The sequence below is a fragment of the Pseudomonas sp. R3-41 genome, from assembly GCF_054161485.1.
In genome coordinates this window covers 3,776,712-3,793,803 of record NZ_CP096421.1, presented here as the reverse complement: position 1 = coordinate 3,793,803, position 17,092 = coordinate 3,776,712, and the positions used below count along the sequence as shown (strand labels likewise).

Sequence of the window (17,092 nt, the reverse complement as noted above, 5' to 3'; positions counted from 1 at the left end):
CCCTCGCCACAAGACCGTGCTGTTCTCGAAGCCCTTATGCCTCCTGAACCACCGCCATCGCGAGCAGGCACAACATTCAGGTCTATCCCAGCCCCTTGTGGGAGCGAGCCTGCTCGCGAAGAGGGCAGCCAATCCAACACTCATTTAGCTGAACCACCGCCATCGCAAGCAAGCTCGCTCCCACAGGGGAATCAAGGCGCCTTGTTCTCGACCAGGCAGTTTCCACCATCCACCACGATGACTTCGCCAGTGAGGTAGCTGGCCTCTGCCGACGCCAGGAAAGCCACCAATGCCGCCACCTCTTCGGGACGTCCGGCCCGGCCCATCGGCGTGTAGCCAGCTGCCTTGGCTTCCTCGGCGGCGGTCGACCCCGTGGTGATCCAGCCGGGCGCGACGCTGTTGACAGTGATCCCTTGCTGGGCGACTTCCAGCGCCAGGCTCATGCTCATGCCAACCATTGCGGCTTTCGCGGCGCTGTAAGCCGCTTCACCGGGGTTGCTGCAGCGGGTGCCGGTCGTGGAACTGATGTTGACGATGCGCCCGTAACGACGCGCACGCATGCCGGGCAGGACCGCCCGCGTAAGCAGAAAGGCCGTGGTGAGGTTTCGCGCCAGTGTCAGGTTCCAGGTGTGCAGGTCCATGGTCGCCAAGTCGGAAAAAAACTCCGGACTGCCTTGCATGGCCATGCCCGCGTTGTTCACCAGAATATCGACCTGCCCCCAGACGGATTCCGCCCATACCATAAACTCACGGACCTGGTTTTCATCGGTAAGATCGAGAGCCCGCCCTTCGACGTCGAACCCTTCGGCACGCAACTCTGCGACGCGTTCGAGGATGCGTGCGCTGCTGGCGGTGATGATCAGTCTGGCACCGGCGGCACCCAACCTGCGGGCGATTGCCATGCCGATTCCGATTTCACTGCCAACCCCGCTGACAAGGGCCACGGGGTTCTGTCCGGTTGGGTTTGGCATGGTGTCTCCAGAGGTTGTAAGTGATTGCCTGGTGTCTGAACCCTATCGTCGAGACTTACGGCACCGTTTGCTCCTGATAACCCTTGCGCAGTTTTTCCGCGATCAGCTTTTCAGCTTCCCGCAGTGCACGTTCGGGGCTCTCCAGAGATTTGATCAGGGTTTGACCCTTGGTCCCCATGCGGCCGAAGTTGACCACTACATCCGTCGCCGTGACGCCGATGCGCCAGAACTTGTTGGAGTTGCCTTCCCCAAAGGTGAACTCACGCATTGAGGTTGCCGGTTCAGCGACAGGCTCCGATGGCGGTTCGGTGTCGACGCTTTCCTCCTCTGGCTCCGGCTCCAACAACACGGGCGCCTCTTCACCACGAAGCAGGGCTTCGATCCGGTTCAGCACCTCTTCACGATCCCGCAGCCAGTCATGGCTGAGTACGTCGATGATCTTCCAGCCGAAACTGCGCAGCACGGTCGGCCGGAACACATAACGTTCGCGCACGTTCGCCGTCGCCGACGCGTCGCTATCGAGCAGGATACCGAGGCTGAAGTGTTCGCCGCTGGCATCGCTAATCGCCAGGTCGCAACGGAATTGCGAACGCCCGACAAACTCCTGCACCTCGTGCCCGCGCTTGCGCAGGGCGCTGGCGAGGGCGGCGCGCAGGCTGTCCTTGGGCAGGGTGACGGCAAAGGACTGCTTGGCCCCCGGATTGAGGTTGGCCAGGATGCCCTGGGAGCGCGGCGCGTCACCGTTCGCGCTGGCCTGGGCAAATTGCAGGAAGGCACGAAGGGCCGCGGCACCGTCATTGTGGGTGTTGGTGATGGCATCGGCCTCGATGCTGGAAATGATCGCCATGCGTTTGCGCGCGCGGCTGAAAATCACGTTGAGGCGTTTTTCCCCGCCGCGCTGATTGATCGGGCCGAAATTCATCAGCATTTTGCCGTTCGGCCCTGGCGCATAGCAGATGCTCAGGATGATCACGTCACGTTCGTCACCCTGGACGTTTTCCAGGTTCTTGACGAACAGGCCGTTGAATTGCCCGGCGTCTTCACGCACGTATTCGCGCTCAAGGCGCGTGGCGAAGGCCGGGTCACTGGCTGCAAGGTTCTCCAGCGCCTGTTCTATTTCCCCTTGCTGCGCTTCGGAAAACGCCACGATGCCCAGGCTCAGGCCTGTCTCGCGTCGCAGCAATTCACGCACCAGGTTGGCGATGTAACGCGCCTCGGCCACGTTGCTGCGGCTGAGGTACACGCCATCGCGCATCTTCAGGAAGCTGATAGGGCTGTCGAGCAAGGTATCGGCGCCCTGGATGACCGCCTGTTCATCGGTGGATTCCAGCGGCCCGTTGGCCGGGGCCGGGCGCTCGATCCGGCGGTCGGGGATCGTGATAAGTCGCCCTTCATAGAAGGCCGCGTTGGAAAAACTGATCAGCGCTTCGTGCCGACTGCGGTAGTGCCAGGCCAGCAGGGTGGCTGGCAGATTGCGTGCGGCCTGGCTCAGCAGGCTGTCGGCGTCGAGGTTGATCTCGATCTGTTCTCCGTCCTCCATGGCAATCAACTCATTGTCGTCCTGGTCGCCGCCACTGGAGAAGAAGTTGGTCGGTGGCAACTGCATCTCATCGCCCACCACAATCACCTGCTGCGCACGGCTCAGGGCGGGCACGGCTTCTTCGCTGGGGATTTGGCTGGCTTCGTCGAAGATCACCACGTCGAACAGGTCCGGGGCCAGGGGCAGGGTGTCGGACACCGACAATGGGCTCATCAGCCAGATGGGCTTGAGGTCATTGATCACCCGGCCACTGTCGCCGCTGGCCAGTTCACGGATGGAGCGATAACGCATGGTCTTGCCCAACTCGTGCTCCAGCTCACGGCGGCCTTTGGCATAGGCTTTCTTGAACTCACGGGCCGCGGCATCCAGTTGGGTCACCGACATGGCCGACTGCTTCACATGTTCGAGGAAGCGTTGCTGCAACGTAGCGCTAAGGACATGGGCGTTGTGTTTGAGCAGGCTGTTTTCGGCCTGGCTGACCTGGCGGGTCGCCAGGCTCAAGGCCGCGCCATCGAAGCGCGCCAGTTGCGGGTTGGCGCGATACAGGCGGGTCAGGTTCTCCTGGGCAATTAAGGCATCAAGGGATCGCTGCACCAGGGCGTGCTGTTGCAAGGCCAGCAGGCAGACCGGGTCGGCCTGATGCAGCTCATTGAGCAAGGGCAGGCTATCGGGCAGTTCGTCGAGTTCTTCGCGCAGGTCGCGCAGGTACTCGGCCAGCGTCCCCAGGCTCGGTGCCGGCTCGAACACACAGTACTGACCGACGAGTTGGGCCAGGCGCGCCACGGGCTGACGCAGGTTGGCCTCCTGGCGCACAGCGGGTAAGGCTTCAGGGCTGTTGCGCAGGCGTTCGACCCATTGTCGCAACAGGGGCGAGGTGTTCAGTTGTTGCAGCAAGGCGTGCAGGTTTTGCACAAAGACGTCGACGTCTTGCACGCCATAGAGACCTTGCAGGCGCTGTTGCTCGACCTGTAGCTGGGCATTGACCACGTGTTCGCCAGCAAGGTTGTCGAGCACGCTGCGATAACTTGGGCGTATGGCGTGTTGACTGAAGTCATAACGCCGTTGAAGTTCGCTACGCAGTCGCCACCAGGCCGGTTGCAGCCAACGCAGCAACGACCCTTCCAGGCGTTGCACCAGGGCTTGGGCCCCTTGGGTATCTTGCGCGTCGAGTTTGTCGCGCCAGTGGCGGTTCGTCTCACGGATGCTGTGTTGCTGCACGGTCAACGTCTGCAAGGCGGCATGTTCCGCGTGCAGTGTCTGGGAGCCCGGTGAGCCGGGTTCCAGCAGGTCAAGATGAGATACCAGGTTGGAGCCGCTCATTTGCTCGGCCGTCTGGGTCAAGACCTGCGCATCAACCAGGCCCGTGTCACTGGACAACAGGCTCGACGATGACTCCAGCAGTGGCTCGACGCTGTCCATCAGCCCGCTGGCTTCATCCAGGAATGCCTTGAGCTGGCCATAGGCATGTTCGTGGGTGATGACGCTTGAGGCCAGGCGACTGAAAGGGTGGCGCGCAAAACTGTCGAGGCCGAAGCGCTCGGTCATGGCTTGGTACAGCCGCCCGGTCAGTTCGTTTTGTGACTGCCAACGGCGCCATTCAGGCAGGCGCTCCAGGGCTTCGGGGGGCAGTTTTGCAGCAGCGCTGGGCAGTTCGATCAAGTGTCGCACCAGCTCGCGCACTGAACACGCAAGGGTTTGCGGAACCGCGGCCATGGCCTGCTCAAAGTGCTCGATCAGGTCCAACTGTTGAGTCATGGTGGCGAGGACGGCGCTGCGTCTTGCTTGCAGCTGTGATGACTGGGCATCGCCAGCGATCCAACGCTCATAACATTCGCGCAGGTTGCCGACGAAGGCTTTCTTGTCACTCTGGGAGTCGTGGATCAGGCAGCACAGCTCACCCAGCTCACTCTGTTGCAAGCGATGGAACACCACGTCCAACGCCGCACGCTTCTCGCAAACAAACAGCACCCGCAGGCCGCGGCCGGCGTAATCGGCGATCAGGTTGGTGATGGTCTGGGACTTGCCGGTGCCCGGCGGCCCTTGAATGATAAAGTTGCGCCCGGTTCGCGCCAGACTGACGGCGGCGTTCTGCGTGGCATCGCCGGCGACGACATTCCATTGCTCCGGCAGCGGGATCGGGTCTGGCGCCTGGACTTCGATCTCCCGGGGTTCGATGGAGAACATACGGTCGAACGCCTCGTTCTGGGCCGGTTCCTCGATCAATTGCGCGTAGTCGCGTACCAGCGACATTTTGCGGTAGTTGAAATTCGCCAGGGTGACCTGGGTCAGGTCGATATCCCAGGCGTAACGATGCCCTTGGTCCTGGGGCAGGGCGAAGGTGCTGCTCTCGGTGCTGCTCGCCACCATTTGCGGGTGCTGGGTGCGCACCGCAGGCTTGGCGCCGACGGCACTGCGCAGGGGCAGGTCGCTGGGCAGGACCTTTTCCCGGAACAACTGCAGGCCCAGCGGGCGATAGTCCTCGCGGTCGTAGCTGAAGTCTGGTTTCACCGGCGGCATGGCCGAGCGCTGGCGGGCGCGGCGGCGCTGGAAGTGATGCAGGTGCTGGACCGCTTTCTGATGGATCAGCTCGATTTGCGGTTTGCTTTGCAGACGCAGTTCAACGCCCGGCTCAGTCAGTTTGATCTGCCGGGCGATGTCGGCGTGAATGGTTTCCAGGGATGTTGTCTGCAGGTCCACGGTTTCCGGTAGCTGGATGTCGTAGAGCTGGCGCAGTTGGTGACGCAGCACCGGATTGAACTCGGCCTCGGTCTCATCGCACTTGAGCACAAACTGGTCGCGCACGCCCTTTTTCCGACTCAGCTCCACCGATAGCCACAGCAACGGCGTGACGATGCGTTCTTCCGGGGTGTCCTTGAGGTTATGCCAGCGCATGAACGCCACCACCAGGCGCAGGTTGCTGAAACCAAACTCGGCACGGTCGCGACGGGTTTCCTGAATGATGCGTTCCAGGGACGTCTGCAACCAGGCCTGGTCTTCAAAGCGCAGCCATTGCTGCAAGCCCACGGGGTTGCCGCTCAGCACCTGCTCGGAAAAGCCGCCAAAGCTCGCTTGCCAGGTGCACAACGCTTCCGGGCGGATACTCTCGATGCGCATCACCAGCGGCACGCTCGCCACGGTGAGGTTGATGTTGGCCTGGGTGGGACGGAAGTACAGCAGTCGATTGCGCCGGGACAGGTCGAACAGCCGATTGCGCAGGTGCTCCAGCACCACTGTACGTCGAGAGGCCGGGCCTTCGGCCTCGGCCAGCACCCGCTCAACGTCGAGGCTGGCCGGCTGTTCGCGCCAGGTTTCCAGGCGCCGCGCCAATGAGCCGACGTCGGTGGCACGCTCGTGGCGGTTGAGCTCGGTCATCTCATTGATGAGGTTCGCCAGCACCGGGTTGAGCCGGCCATTGAGCTGGAACAGGTTGCGTCGATGCTGGGCAAAGGATTTGAGGTCGTCGAGGTCGGCGAAATCCAGCCCGCAGGCCAGGCAAGCCAGCAACTGGCCCAACTGGAAGATGTCGGTGATTTCGTCGTGATGACCCAGGCTGTGTTCCCAGCTGTGCAACTCGGTGAGAAACACGGGATGGTCGATGGTCTGGTGCGGATCTTCCTGGACCTGCAAATTGGCAATCGCCACGCCGTCTTTCGAATCGCGGGTCAAGCGCATATTGCCGATGATGTTCAGCGCCGATTCCGGGTTGGGCTGCACCTGCTTGATGGCTTCCAGCGCCAGGCGCGGCGACAGGCCTTCAGGGTTGCGCAGTTGCAAGGTACGCTCGGGCCCCAGGATGACGTCGAGGTAACCCAAATGGGCCACGCGGCCGAGTTCATGCAGTTGGGCCACTTGCCGCAGCAGCGGCAGCATCAGGAACAGCACATCATCGATCGGTACCGCAGCCCCATCGTGGCTCAGGAGTAATTGCTTGAACGTTACTGGCTGATTCATTGGGTCCATGTGTCGACCTCCGCCTTGAGCGCGCGAATGAGCGGGTCGAGCTCGCGTTTGGGAAGTTTGATATCGCGCTTGAGCACGTTGATAAAGTCGTCGGCGCTGCCCAATTTTTTCGCGGTGCGTGCGGCATGCAGCAAGGCATCATCCCGCAGGTCGTGGTCCACCAGACACAGATCGAGCATGATGAAATGCAGGTACTCGTGGATGCTCGCATCAATGCGCTCGACGTCCAAGGTACTGAGGTCCAATGGTGTTTCGGTGTCTTTCCAATCGGGAAAGAAACCGCGTACCTGGTTGCCGACAGCCTCTGACTGCAAGGCCGGCGCATTGATGAAACTGGCGATAAAACGGCGGGTGAGGGCGGTGAGCTCGACCTGGTCGGTCACATCCAGGCGGTTGAGCGACAACGGCCCACGCAGGCGGCGGTGCAGCCAGGCGTCAATGTCCGGGATCTGCTGCCACCAACTGTCCAGTGCCTGTGAGCGCAGGAAGGTCTCCGGGTGGGACACGCCCCGGGACAGTTGCGCGCCGTTACCGTCCAGTTCCTTGGCTTGTTGCAAGTAACTGGCAGCATTGACCGTGACAATACCGGTGTGCACCTTGACCAATGTAGTGATTGCCGCCTCGGGCCCACTGGCCACCAATGCCGCACCTCGGTCCGCGTAGATTTCGGTGTGCAGGCTATACAAACGGGCGGTTTGCTCCAGGCTCGCCGGCGTATAAACATCGGCCAGGGTGTGGTTGAGGATGCGCTCGGCAGTCAGGTAGTCGCCGTCATGCTCGGACCACAGCCGGTAATGCGCCAGCTCATGTCCCAAGAGCGCGAGTAATTCCTGGGCGTCGAGACGCTCGAGGATCGGGCCGTAGAACACCACATGCACTTCACCGGCGAGGTAATAGAGACTGGCATTCATGCCGCCATCTCCGGCCTGGTACAGCGTGGCCGGTGCCTGGATGTGCAAGCGCTGGAGCGCGGTTTCGCAGGCTTGATAAGCGTCGGGATGCGTATCGGGATGGAGTCGGTACGTATCGCGCAGCAGTTGCGCGCGAACCTCTTGCGCGTGTTCCTGCTGAACCCCTAGCGATGAGGCCCAACTCCAGACAGCCGGCTCGCTGGTCTTCAGGTAATTCACCACCTGCTGGTGGTACGGCAATGGCGTCAAGTTGCTGATATCCAGCGCGGGGTTACTCATCGTTCAACATCCTTGAGGATACGGCTCCATACGCTGTGCCTGGGCAGCAACGGCATGGGCTGGCATCCCATTTTTCGGTCATCGGCTTTGAGGGCGAGCATACCTAGGGCGCGGAGAAGATACGAACCTTGTTTATAGAAGGGAGGGGAATGGTCTGCGGCGATAGTTCGAGGCCTGCTGCCACTGGTGGTTAACTGACGGCACAATTTATAAAGTTCTGCAGGAAAATCGAGTTGTCCCTGCGACGCCGAGATCTTTCAGGTTCAGTTTTTTCTGCTGTGCAGCCACATGATATTTTGGCAGAACCGCGAGCGTCGGACTGCCCGATATATCGTCTGCTTATCGCCTGAACAACAACCGCTTTTGCCGCCTGGCCGGTGCACTGGTGGGGAACAGCACCTCGCTCGGCCGATAGCGGGCGATGCCACAGGCGGCGGCGATGCGCTGACGTTGCTGGCCCTGGGCAAGGGCGTGCCGAAAACCGTCTTCGCTCTGCATTTGTCCCAGCACATAACCGACGCCCGCCTGGAAATCGCCGCCGTGGGCCTGCCACCAAGCAGTTATTGCCTGCGGGTCGGGCCAGGGCAGGTTTTCATCGGGGTCCATCGCGACATTGGGATCTTCAGGGTTGTCGTTCGGGCCTGCATCGAAATCCGGCAGGGCCTGCAGTTCCAGGTCGAGTAGCGCCAGGTCCGCGCCAGTGATCAAGCTGAAGGCTTCGCCGGCGACGCGGGCATGGGGCAAGTCGCTCATCTGCTGGATCAACCAGGGGACGCAGACCGGATCACCCAGCAGCCCAAGGGCCTGGATGCCGATGCGCCGATCCCTGGGATCCTGTACCCATTGGCGTATCCAGGCGATGCTGGGCTCGCGCTCCTGCCAGGCCAGTAATACACAGAGCGCGCGGTATTGAAATTCGCCCGGTCGTTCGGCAAATGTGCGCAGAGGTTCCAAGGCCTGCTGATCACCCATTTGGGCGGTGGCCCAATTGGCCCAGAAGCGCGTGGCGGCGTCTTCATGCTGACGGTGGGCACGAATCGCCGGCAGCAGGTCCCGGCGGCGCAGCTCGCCAGCGGTGCGGGCAGCGCGTGCCTGCACGCTTGGGTCGGCGTCGGACAGTCCGACCAAGAGGGCCGGGCCTGGGTCGTGGCGATGCATGCCGCAGGCCCCCAGGCCGAGGCGGCGGAACAGGGGCTCGGGGGAGACGAGCATGCGCTCGATCCAGGGCGATACCCGGTCCCAGTCGAGCCAACCCAGGGCCATCAGGTAACCTCGTTCTGTTTCCATGGCGCTTCTCAGGTGCTCGCTGAGCCGCGATAGCGCCTTCGCATTGGCCGCCTCGAAGGACAGCAGCACACTGGCGAACATCTCGCCGACGCTGTGGGGGCCGAGCTGGGCCAGCAGGGTCTCCAGGCCTGTTGAGCCGGCAATGCGCAGGCCATCGAGATGTGCGTCGATGCGCTCGTCCAGTTTGCTGACGTCATCAAGGTCGTAATGGGGCGCCCGCACGGCGTGATCGTGCAGGAGGATGAGGAAGCAAGCTTCTTCGGCATGTTGCTCGATCATTGATGAGATAGGGACCATGACGCCTCTGTCTTGTTACGGCACCAGGTTTCCAAAAAAGTAACGTCTACCAACTTCGAAGCGCAGGGGAGAGGCCATGTATTGGTCCAGGACCGCCGCTGCATTCAGAGGTTGGAAGTCGCTGTTTTCTCCATAGAAGCTGGAGCAGTCAACCCCGGTATACACCTCGAACTTCCGTCTCCAGAGCAAAAAGCCGCTCCAATCGATCCATTCGTCAATGTTTTTAGGGGCCAGGGCCTTGCGCATGAACCAGGCCTGTTTGTTCATATCGACCGGTAGGCCGCCCAAGATCGATATTCTGTCATTCCCATGGGCGTTCTTCAGATTGGCAAGTCGCGAATCGACGGCCGCCCTGTAGTCATCTTCGCTCAGGCCACTGTCGTAGAAATCGGGCTCGCCGCCCACGGGGTCAAGAAGGTTTGAAATGTTCGCTTCTACGGCTTCCTGATCGGTTCGTCGTTCCAGCATGCGCCGCGCTTCGACCATGAACGGTATCAGCCAGAGAACACCCGACCACTGAGCCGCAAGGCAAGCCTCGATGCGTAGATAGTCGGGTCCGTCGATCATGAGTTCGGCCAGGAAATCCAAATCCGTATCGAGGCCCGCATCCGCGGTCAGGCCCAGGCAGGCCGATACCAGCGTTGGCGCGCTATCGGTGTCCAATATCCATTTTCTGAGCTGGGAAACATGACTGTAATCTGCATGCTTTGCACGCTCCAGAATCGAGGCAAGTGCAATCCAGGGGTCATTGCTCCGCCATCCGTCAGGCGATGACACGGCTTCGGGGGCTGCACTGACGTAGTGGTATCCACGGCCTTTCCAATAGAAGCAATCGTGAAGGAAGTCTGGTCGGCGGGTGTACTTGTAAGTGGCAGTGCTCATCCCTAGGACCTTCGAAAACTATTGGCGCGTTTGTCTTGTAGAGCACTCAACTCTGTTTCGAGTTTGGCACACTTGCGGCCAGTGGGCGCCAGATTTCCTTGGCCAGCGGGGCAACCTCCGGCCGCCTTGGGGACCCTATGGGCAACTGGGTCGCCCTGGCTCACGCCTTTCCATTCCATATAACTTGGTCTGTTCATTGCCCAGTCATTCTCAATGTTCTTTTTCTCCCGCGTGTCCGTCTTGTAGTATTTATTGCACCCGCTCGGTGGCTTCCCGGCGGGCGGTAGCAGGTGCTTGCACTTGGGGTTCGCTCGGACCTTAGCGAGGACGGCAGCGTTCTCGGGACTTTGCGTGGTGTCGTAGAACTCGGCTTCCGACATGTACTCCCCGTTCGCTTGAGCCTTGGAGTGCGCCGCGCCGCCACAGCATTCACACTTATGCTTGCCCGGCACTTTGGAGTCTTGTTGCACCGGGCTGTATTTGGCAGTGTTGACCATGGGCACCGCCGCATTCGCCGCCGGGCTGGCATGGTTCGAGGTGGTGAGGTCGGTATGTCGGTCGACGTTCTGGCCTTCGAACAGAACGTCCATTGACCAGGAAACGAAATAGGTCTTGCCGGTGATGACGTGGGTGATAACGCCGGCGCCCTGGCTTCTTGTTGCCGCTTCATCACCCAGTGGTGAGGTTTTATAGAAGGAGCGGTTTTTTAACATGATCTCCTTGTTTTCGATCTTGACGGTCTTGCTGCCGTTCTTCATGTCCTTGGAAAACGAGGTATCCGGATAGGGCACTGGGATCGGACCTCCCGGAGGCGGGGGTGGCGTCAGGCAAACATCCGGGAACGCTGCAATCACCTTGCCGCCACCCGCCTTGCATGCAATCTCATCACCGTTTGCGTAAACGTCACAGCTCATAGCTCCCCCTCGGATCGACTGAGGTCGTGCACGACGGCGGCGGCACGCGCGCCAGCCAGGGCGCTGCTCAGGCAGATCGCAGTGGTTCCCGGTGCATAGCCTTTGCGAAACGCCTGGTCGGCGAGTATCAATTGGACGATTCCGGCAATGGCCCCGGTGTCACCCATGGCTTCAGCCCAATGCCACAGTGGCTGATCCTCTTTTCGGACTGTTCGAAAAAGCCGGGCCTCCATCAACGGAAGCTCTTTGAACCCGTATTGCTCTCCCGTGACATCCGACAGGCGCCAATCAATTTCATGCATCCCCCGTCTTGCCTGCGCAAGCGCCATGCGAGCGGCGTCGGTCAGTCCGCCTGCTCGCAGAGGCTTGTTCGACAACAGAGGCGCCTCTTCTTGCCCAAAACCAAGGCCTGAGATTTCCAGGCAGGTGCCAGCTTGCCGATAGGGCTGAACCAGGATGGCCGCGGCCCCTTCGCCGGGGAACAAGCCGTCATTGTGAGTGGCCGTTTTCAGCCGGCGATGCTTATCCAGCCACTGCAGCGTCAAGGCGCTGAGCAGCGAGTCAACACCCGCCACCACGCAGCCGGGGGCACGTATTTCCTGCATTAGACGACTGGCTTCATGGAGGGCATGCATGCCGGCAACATGGCCGGAGGGGATGACCTTGGAATGGTTCGGATCGAATTGGATGCCCAACTTGGAGGAAACATCCTGTATGACGGTCTGGGCTATTTCCCTGATATCGATGCCTGGACGCTCCGGTTCAGCCAGGCACAGGAGAAAAGGCACCGTTTTCCAATCCAGTTTCGGCGCACTGTGTATCAGCTCGACCAGTGCATGCATCATGAACTCGGACATCCGCGCCGATGCCGGCAGCGCCAGGTCTACGCTGGGCACCGTCGCACCGATGATGGGCTCGCAGGCGTTGTCGAGGAACGGCAGCTCCTGGAGTGCAGAGAGCCCGGCTCGCTTGGCAGCACAGGCACTGGCGACGCACAAGCCCACGGGACAAGCCATGCCCATGCTGGTGATGAATAGGGCGGGCCCCTGCATGGACGTCATATCTCCTCTTCCGCGGGAGGATAAGCTTCCTTTGTCCACGCGACGAGTTGAGCCAATGACTTGAAGTGCTGCTTCCCTCGCATGCGTTCTTCGTAGGCTTTGGCCTGTTCGAACTGTTCGGTGGTTTGCCCGACGATGACCTTGGCTACTTCCTTGATGTTGCGCCCCAGCGGCGAAGACGCTCGCCATGTCAGCGTCAAACGATTCGCGTCAGGTTCAAGAATGACGGTGTCGACTACGGCAGCTGTTTCCCGCGTGCTGTCGCCATGAAAAACAACAAGCATCGGCAGTTTCAGGTTTGCCGGAAGCCTGAATGCCAACCGGCCTTTATCGCTCAGATTAAGCAGGGCAACTTCTTCACCCCCTTGGGGATAGTCAATCTGCTGATCCTCGGGTGCGCATTGGAAGTAGCGCAAGTCAAAATCCTCAGGAAGAAAGGGGAATTGATGATCAAGCCAAGCCTGATCATAAGTGCCCGCCCACCGGATGCGTTGCTGCCATGCCCGACCAATCGGGCCAAATGCCATTGGCTTGTAATGTTCGTTGGGGGCGGTGACCGGTCTGTCCAATTCTTCGGTATTGGGAAGCGGCAAGCCATTGGTCTGAGCACTGTTTGCTGCGGGGTAAAAGCCGGCGCCAACAGGGTTCCATGGGTACCATTTGTGCTTGGCCGGGTCTGCATGCGTCCGATCCACGCCGCCAAAAGCCTGCGCGTAGGTGATCGGCATGGTCGTGAATGGAACAGGCTTGCTGATCGAGTATGAGAGGGCGCTATCCTCATAGATTCGTGCCCCAATCACTTTGAAGGCTTTGACAAGCGTCCCCACTTTCAGCGCTACGTTCACCTCCGGCGCCGGCTCGCCATTGGGGGCGTGGCAGTGACCATTGAGCAGGACATCGCAGCGCGGCTTGTGCAGTGCAAAATCGTTTTCATATATGGCAGCGGATTCACTCGGTTCGCCTGGGAACACATCGGCCATGATCAGCGGAAGCTGTTGTTCGAGCAGCCGGGGTGTTTGCCCAGGGTGATCTGGAATGCCATAGGTTCCTTTTGCCACCACGACCAGCCATTCACGGCCCGTTTTATCGGTTGAAGCTGTATAACCGCCGACGAGACGGGTCTTGTTTACCAATTCCATGGCGCCATTGCCTCAGTTGATTTGCACCGAGCCGCCCTTGATGCGGTTCACGCCGGATGATCGGCTCGAAAGGTAGGTCCCTCGGATCAGCACTTTGCCTTCGCGGGTCAGGGTGATGCTGGCCTTGCCACAGCGCAGGACGATTTCCCGCTCGGCGGTGAACTCCAGACGCTCACCGTCCATGTGGGCAACCGCGGGTGTCGCGGTCGCCAACAGGCGCTGGATACGACCGATCACCAGCGGCCGGGCCGGGTCGCCGGCCTCGAACATCAGGGCGACCTGGGCGCCGATGTCTTCACGGGAGAGCGGCGTGGTGGTGCGCGCGGCGAGGCCGGTTTCGCCGAGGCAGCCCGGGAAGGCCACTACCGGCGCATCTGCACTGGGCACATCCAGCAGCACCCCGATCACGACGCCATCCACGCGGGCGGGGGTGGCGGTAGAGGAAGCGGGTAAATGATATTCAACGGTCATGGCGCCCACTCCGTGGCTAGTTCTGCAGGATTTTCTGGCCTTTGACGACCACGTTCTTGTTCGCCTTGATGTTGATGGCGCCGGAGCCGTCGATGGTAATGTTCTTGCCGCTGATCACAATGGTGCCGTCCTTCTTCAGGGTGATGCTGGCCGCGCCCGTGGTCAGGCTGATGGAGTCACCAGCAGTGAGGGCGAAGTGCTTGCCGACGTCCAGGGTGTCGTTCTGCTTGACGTTGGTGCTGCGGTTCTGGGTGACGTCGCGGGATTCGTTCTGGCCGATCTGGGTACTCTGGTTGCCGTTGATCTCGATCCCTTCGTTGCCCTGGACCGTCTCGTTACGGTTGCCCTTGATGCCAATCGTTTCGTTGCCGCCTACGTCCTCGGTGCGGTTGCTGACGATGGTGATCGTCTCGTTGGCACCGACTTTTTCCGTGCGGTCCGCGCCGATGGTGATGGTTTCGTTGCTGCCCACGTTCTCGGTGCGATTGGCGCCAATGGTGATTTTCTCGTCGCTGCCGACATCCTCGGTACGGTTCACGCCAATGGAGATGGTTTCGTTATTGCCGACCTTTTCCTTGCGATCCACCCCGATGGTGATGGTTTCGTTGTTATCGACGGTTTCGGTGCGGTCGTGCTTGACGTGCACGGTCTCGTCGTTGTCGATGGTCTTGCGGCGGTCGTGGCCGACCCAGTGGGTTTCGTCGTTCTCGACTTCGATGTCCTGGTTCTTCTCAGCGTGGATAAACAGCTGTTCGGCGCCTTTTTTATCCTCCATGCGGATTTCATTGAAGTTCGCCGGTGAGCCGCCCTTGCTTGAACGGCTTTTCGTCCCGCTTTGGGTGGCATTGGCGGGCAGCGCGTAGGGCACGGTCTGTTCGGCGTTGTAGACGCGGCCGGTGATGATCGGTCGATCCGGATCGCCTTCGAGGAAACTGACGATGACTTCCTGGCCGATCCGCGGAAGCTGCACGGAGCCCCAGTTCTTGCCGGCCCAGGCCTGGGACACGCGAATCCAGCAGGAGCTGTTTTCATTGGACTGGTCATGACGATCCCAATGAAAGTGCACTTTGACCCGGCCATATTGATCGGTCCAGATCTCCTCGCCACTGGGCCCCACCACCACGGCAGTCTGCGGCCCACGGACGATGGGCATCGGCGTGAGGGGCAGAGGGCGGAAGGTCTGGTTGGCATCCATGCAGTCCAGCTCGCTGACGAACTGTTCGGCGACCTCCGACTGCCCGCTTTCGTAGGCGTCCTGACGAATCTGATAACGGGCGATCACCACCAGGTACTCGCGGTTCTGATCCTCGCGGTCGTAACCCGTCAGCGTGAACAGATGACCGCAACCGATCCCGCGGGCGCGGCCACGCAATTGCACACGCTCGAACTGGCTGTGAATGGCTTCGATGCGGGTCCGCGCGTAGTGATCGCCATCGTTGCTCTGGACGTACTCACCCGGGTAGTCGTAGAGCGGGTAGTCGGCGTTGGTGTGGTTGCGCGGCACACTGGAACGCACCTCAAGGCTGGCGCGTGGGCGCAGGAAGTCATAGTCGTTCAGCGCCAGCGAGCCGGGCTGTACTTCCCGCGCCAGTTGCCAGTCGTAGAAATGATCGCGCTCGCGCATTTGCCGATCGGGCGGGTAGAAGGGCACCGAAGCATAGTCCGCCGCCGTGGAGTGGGCGCCATAGGCATCGGCGAGGACCAGAACGTGACGGCCCTTTTCATGGCGAAAGTAGTAATAGATGCCTTCCTGCTCCATCAGCCGACTGACGAAGTCGAAGCTGGTTTCGCGGTACTGCACGCAATACTCCCACTCACGGTAGCTGCCGCTCAGGCTGTCTTCGAAATCGGAAAAACCGAGGTCGCGGAACACCTGCTTGATGATGTCCGGCACCGTCTTGTTCTGGAAAATCCGGCAATCGGAGGTGCGCGTGAGCAGCCAGAACCAGGGCCGCAGGCTGACGCGGTAGCCGGCGAACTGACCGTGCCCGGTCAACTGCCGGCAACTGCAAACGATGCCGTGGAAGTAGCGTTTGCCGCCGTCATACAGTTCCAGGGTCAGGCCCATCGGCTTGCCCAGCAATTGATCGAAGGTGATCGCCCGATCTTCGGACGTCAGGTCCAATTCGTAGTGAAACAACCGCCCCAGTTCTTCGCTGCCTTCCATGCCCTGCAGCACCAGGACATCGCCGCCGAGCGGACTGTCGACCTGCACCAGACGGCTGTTTTGCGTGATTGCCATGAGCGACTTCCTTGGCTCTTGTTTGGGTTTCAGTTGGCCGTTGCAAGGAAGGTGGCGGCGTACGCAGGGTCCGCGCCATGGGGGATGCCAGGGGAAGTCGAGTCCAACAATTGCTGTACATCCACCACAGGGGGGATCTCCTTATCGGTATTGCGGTTTCAATCAACGTGAGAGTAGGAGCGCATCCGTATCCTGCGGATTAACGTTCGTCCGGCGCCAGTTGGATAACGCTTCAGCATCAGCCCGACTGGCAGATATTGAGGTCAAGATAGGTGACTGGAAGGTCGTTTGCTTAGTTTCGTTAGCTATATTTATTATTCTTAAATCGAATAAACAGTGAGATGGCAATTAGCATGGTGGTCCGCGCCATAGCCGTTTAAACCTGGCTCCCAACTGATTGCACACGTCTGGACGTATCGCTTCTACGCGTATCCTCATCCGGATCAGGCACGTTTCAGTGTGCTATCGTATTCAAAGGTAATACCTATTGATATTGGAGGGCCGTTATGGCGACGTCGATCAAAATCGATGAAGATCTGAAGTATCGCATCCAGCAGTTGGCGAATGCGCGGCAGCGCTCGGCCCATTGGATCATGCGAGAAGCCCTTTCTCAGTATGTGGTACGGGAGGAAGCGCGGGAAAATTTCAGGCAGGAAGCGTTGGCTTCGTGGAAGGCCTACCAGGAAACGGGCCTGCACCTGACCGGGGCGGAGACTCGAGACTGGCTTAAAACGTGGGGAACCGAGGAAGAGTCGGAGCTTCCTGCATGCCACGATTGATTGTGACTGCAGGGGCGGCTGAGGGTCTGGAGCGTTGTCGTCGTTTCCTGTTGGAAAAAGACGTACAGGTGACGCGCAGGGCGGCTCAAGTCATTGAGCAGCAGTTGATGCGCCTGGAAACCGACCCCCACATCGGTCGCCCCCTCGCCGAGTCACCCGAACTACGAGAGTTGATCATTACTTTTGGTGACGCGGGCTACGTCGCGCTTTACCGTTTTGTTCCCGCGGAAGAAAACGTGTACGTATTGGCGTTCCGACACCAAAAGGAAGCGGGTTACTGAGGAGACACAAAGTCATCCCCGAAGGCTGCTCAGTTTCGCAAGCCTGTTGGGGTGATATTCAGTCCTCGAACCCTTTCT

Annotated in this window: 12 protein-coding genes; 2 read left to right on the top strand and 10 right to left on the bottom strand. The window is 60.3% G+C overall.

Annotated features, from left to right (window positions below; all coding sequences use genetic code 11):
- Positions 1 to 191: 191 nt before the first annotated feature.
- The 10 genes from M1D99_RS16675 to M1D99_RS16630 form a co-directional block, all read right to left on the bottom strand.
- Positions 192 to 971, bottom strand: a complete 780-nt coding sequence (locus M1D99_RS16675) for an SDR family NAD(P)-dependent oxidoreductase (RefSeq protein WP_434570479.1) — start codon at positions 969 to 971, stop codon at positions 192 to 194.
- Between the two features lie 55 nt (positions 972 to 1,026).
- Entirely contained in the window at positions 1,027 to 6,471 is a 5,445-nt protein-coding gene (locus tag M1D99_RS16670) for an AAA domain-containing protein (RefSeq protein WP_434570477.1), read from the bottom strand.
- Entirely contained in the window at positions 6,459 to 7,661 is a 1,203-nt protein-coding gene (locus M1D99_RS16665) for a M48 family metalloprotease (RefSeq protein WP_434570475.1), read from the bottom strand. Before M1D99_RS16665 ends, M1D99_RS16670 begins: the two co-directional genes overlap by 13 nt.
- Positions 7,662 to 8,000: 339 nt before the next feature.
- Positions 8,001 to 9,245 (bottom strand): TIGR02270 family protein, encoded by a 1,245-nt coding sequence (locus M1D99_RS16660; protein WP_434570473.1) that lies wholly within the window; start codon positions 9,243 to 9,245, stop codon positions 8,001 to 8,003.
- A gap of 15 nt (positions 9,246 to 9,260) precedes the next feature.
- The gene (locus tag M1D99_RS16655) at positions 9,261 to 10,127 is read right to left on the bottom strand and encodes a hypothetical protein (protein WP_434570472.1); all 867 of its coding nucleotides are present in this window, start codon (positions 10,125 to 10,127) and stop codon (positions 9,261 to 9,263) included.
- A gap of 2 nt (positions 10,128 to 10,129) precedes the next feature.
- On the bottom strand, positions 10,130 to 11,041 hold the full coding sequence (locus tag M1D99_RS16650; RefSeq protein WP_434570470.1) for a DUF4150 domain-containing protein: 912 nt from the start codon (positions 11,039 to 11,041) through the stop codon (positions 10,130 to 10,132).
- A complete protein-coding gene (locus M1D99_RS16645) occupies positions 11,038 to 12,102 on the bottom strand; it encodes a 3-oxoacyl-ACP synthase (protein ID WP_434570468.1) in 1,065 nt (354 codons plus the stop codon). Before M1D99_RS16645 ends, M1D99_RS16650 begins: the two co-directional genes overlap by 4 nt.
- On the bottom strand, positions 12,099 to 13,241 hold the full coding sequence (locus M1D99_RS16640; protein WP_434570466.1) for a DUF2169 family type VI secretion system accessory protein: 1,143 nt from the start codon (positions 13,239 to 13,241) through the stop codon (positions 12,099 to 12,101). The genes M1D99_RS16645 and M1D99_RS16640 overlap by 4 nt, the downstream gene beginning before the upstream one ends.
- Before the next feature lie 12 nt (positions 13,242 to 13,253).
- Positions 13,254 to 13,712: a DUF6484 domain-containing protein gene (locus M1D99_RS16635; RefSeq protein ID WP_434570464.1), complete on the bottom strand. Its 459-nt coding sequence runs from the start codon at positions 13,710 to 13,712 to the stop codon at positions 13,254 to 13,256.
- Positions 13,713 to 13,728: 16 nt separating this feature from the next.
- On the bottom strand, positions 13,729 to 15,954 hold the full coding sequence (locus M1D99_RS16630; protein WP_434570462.1) for a type VI secretion system Vgr family protein: 2,226 nt from the start codon (positions 15,952 to 15,954) through the stop codon (positions 13,729 to 13,731).
- A gap of 506 nt (positions 15,955 to 16,460) precedes the next feature.
- Here M1D99_RS16630 and M1D99_RS16625 point away from each other — a divergent pair.
- Positions 16,461 to 16,733, top strand: coding sequence for a CopG family ribbon-helix-helix protein (locus tag M1D99_RS16625; RefSeq protein WP_434570460.1), 273 nt, complete (start codon positions 16,461 to 16,463; stop codon positions 16,731 to 16,733).
- A complete protein-coding gene (locus M1D99_RS16620; protein ID WP_186705665.1) occupies positions 16,721 to 17,014 on the top strand; it encodes a type II toxin-antitoxin system RelE/ParE family toxin in 294 nt (97 codons plus the stop codon). Before M1D99_RS16625 ends, M1D99_RS16620 begins: the two co-directional genes overlap by 13 nt.
- Positions 17,015 to 17,092: the final 78 nt, after the last annotated feature.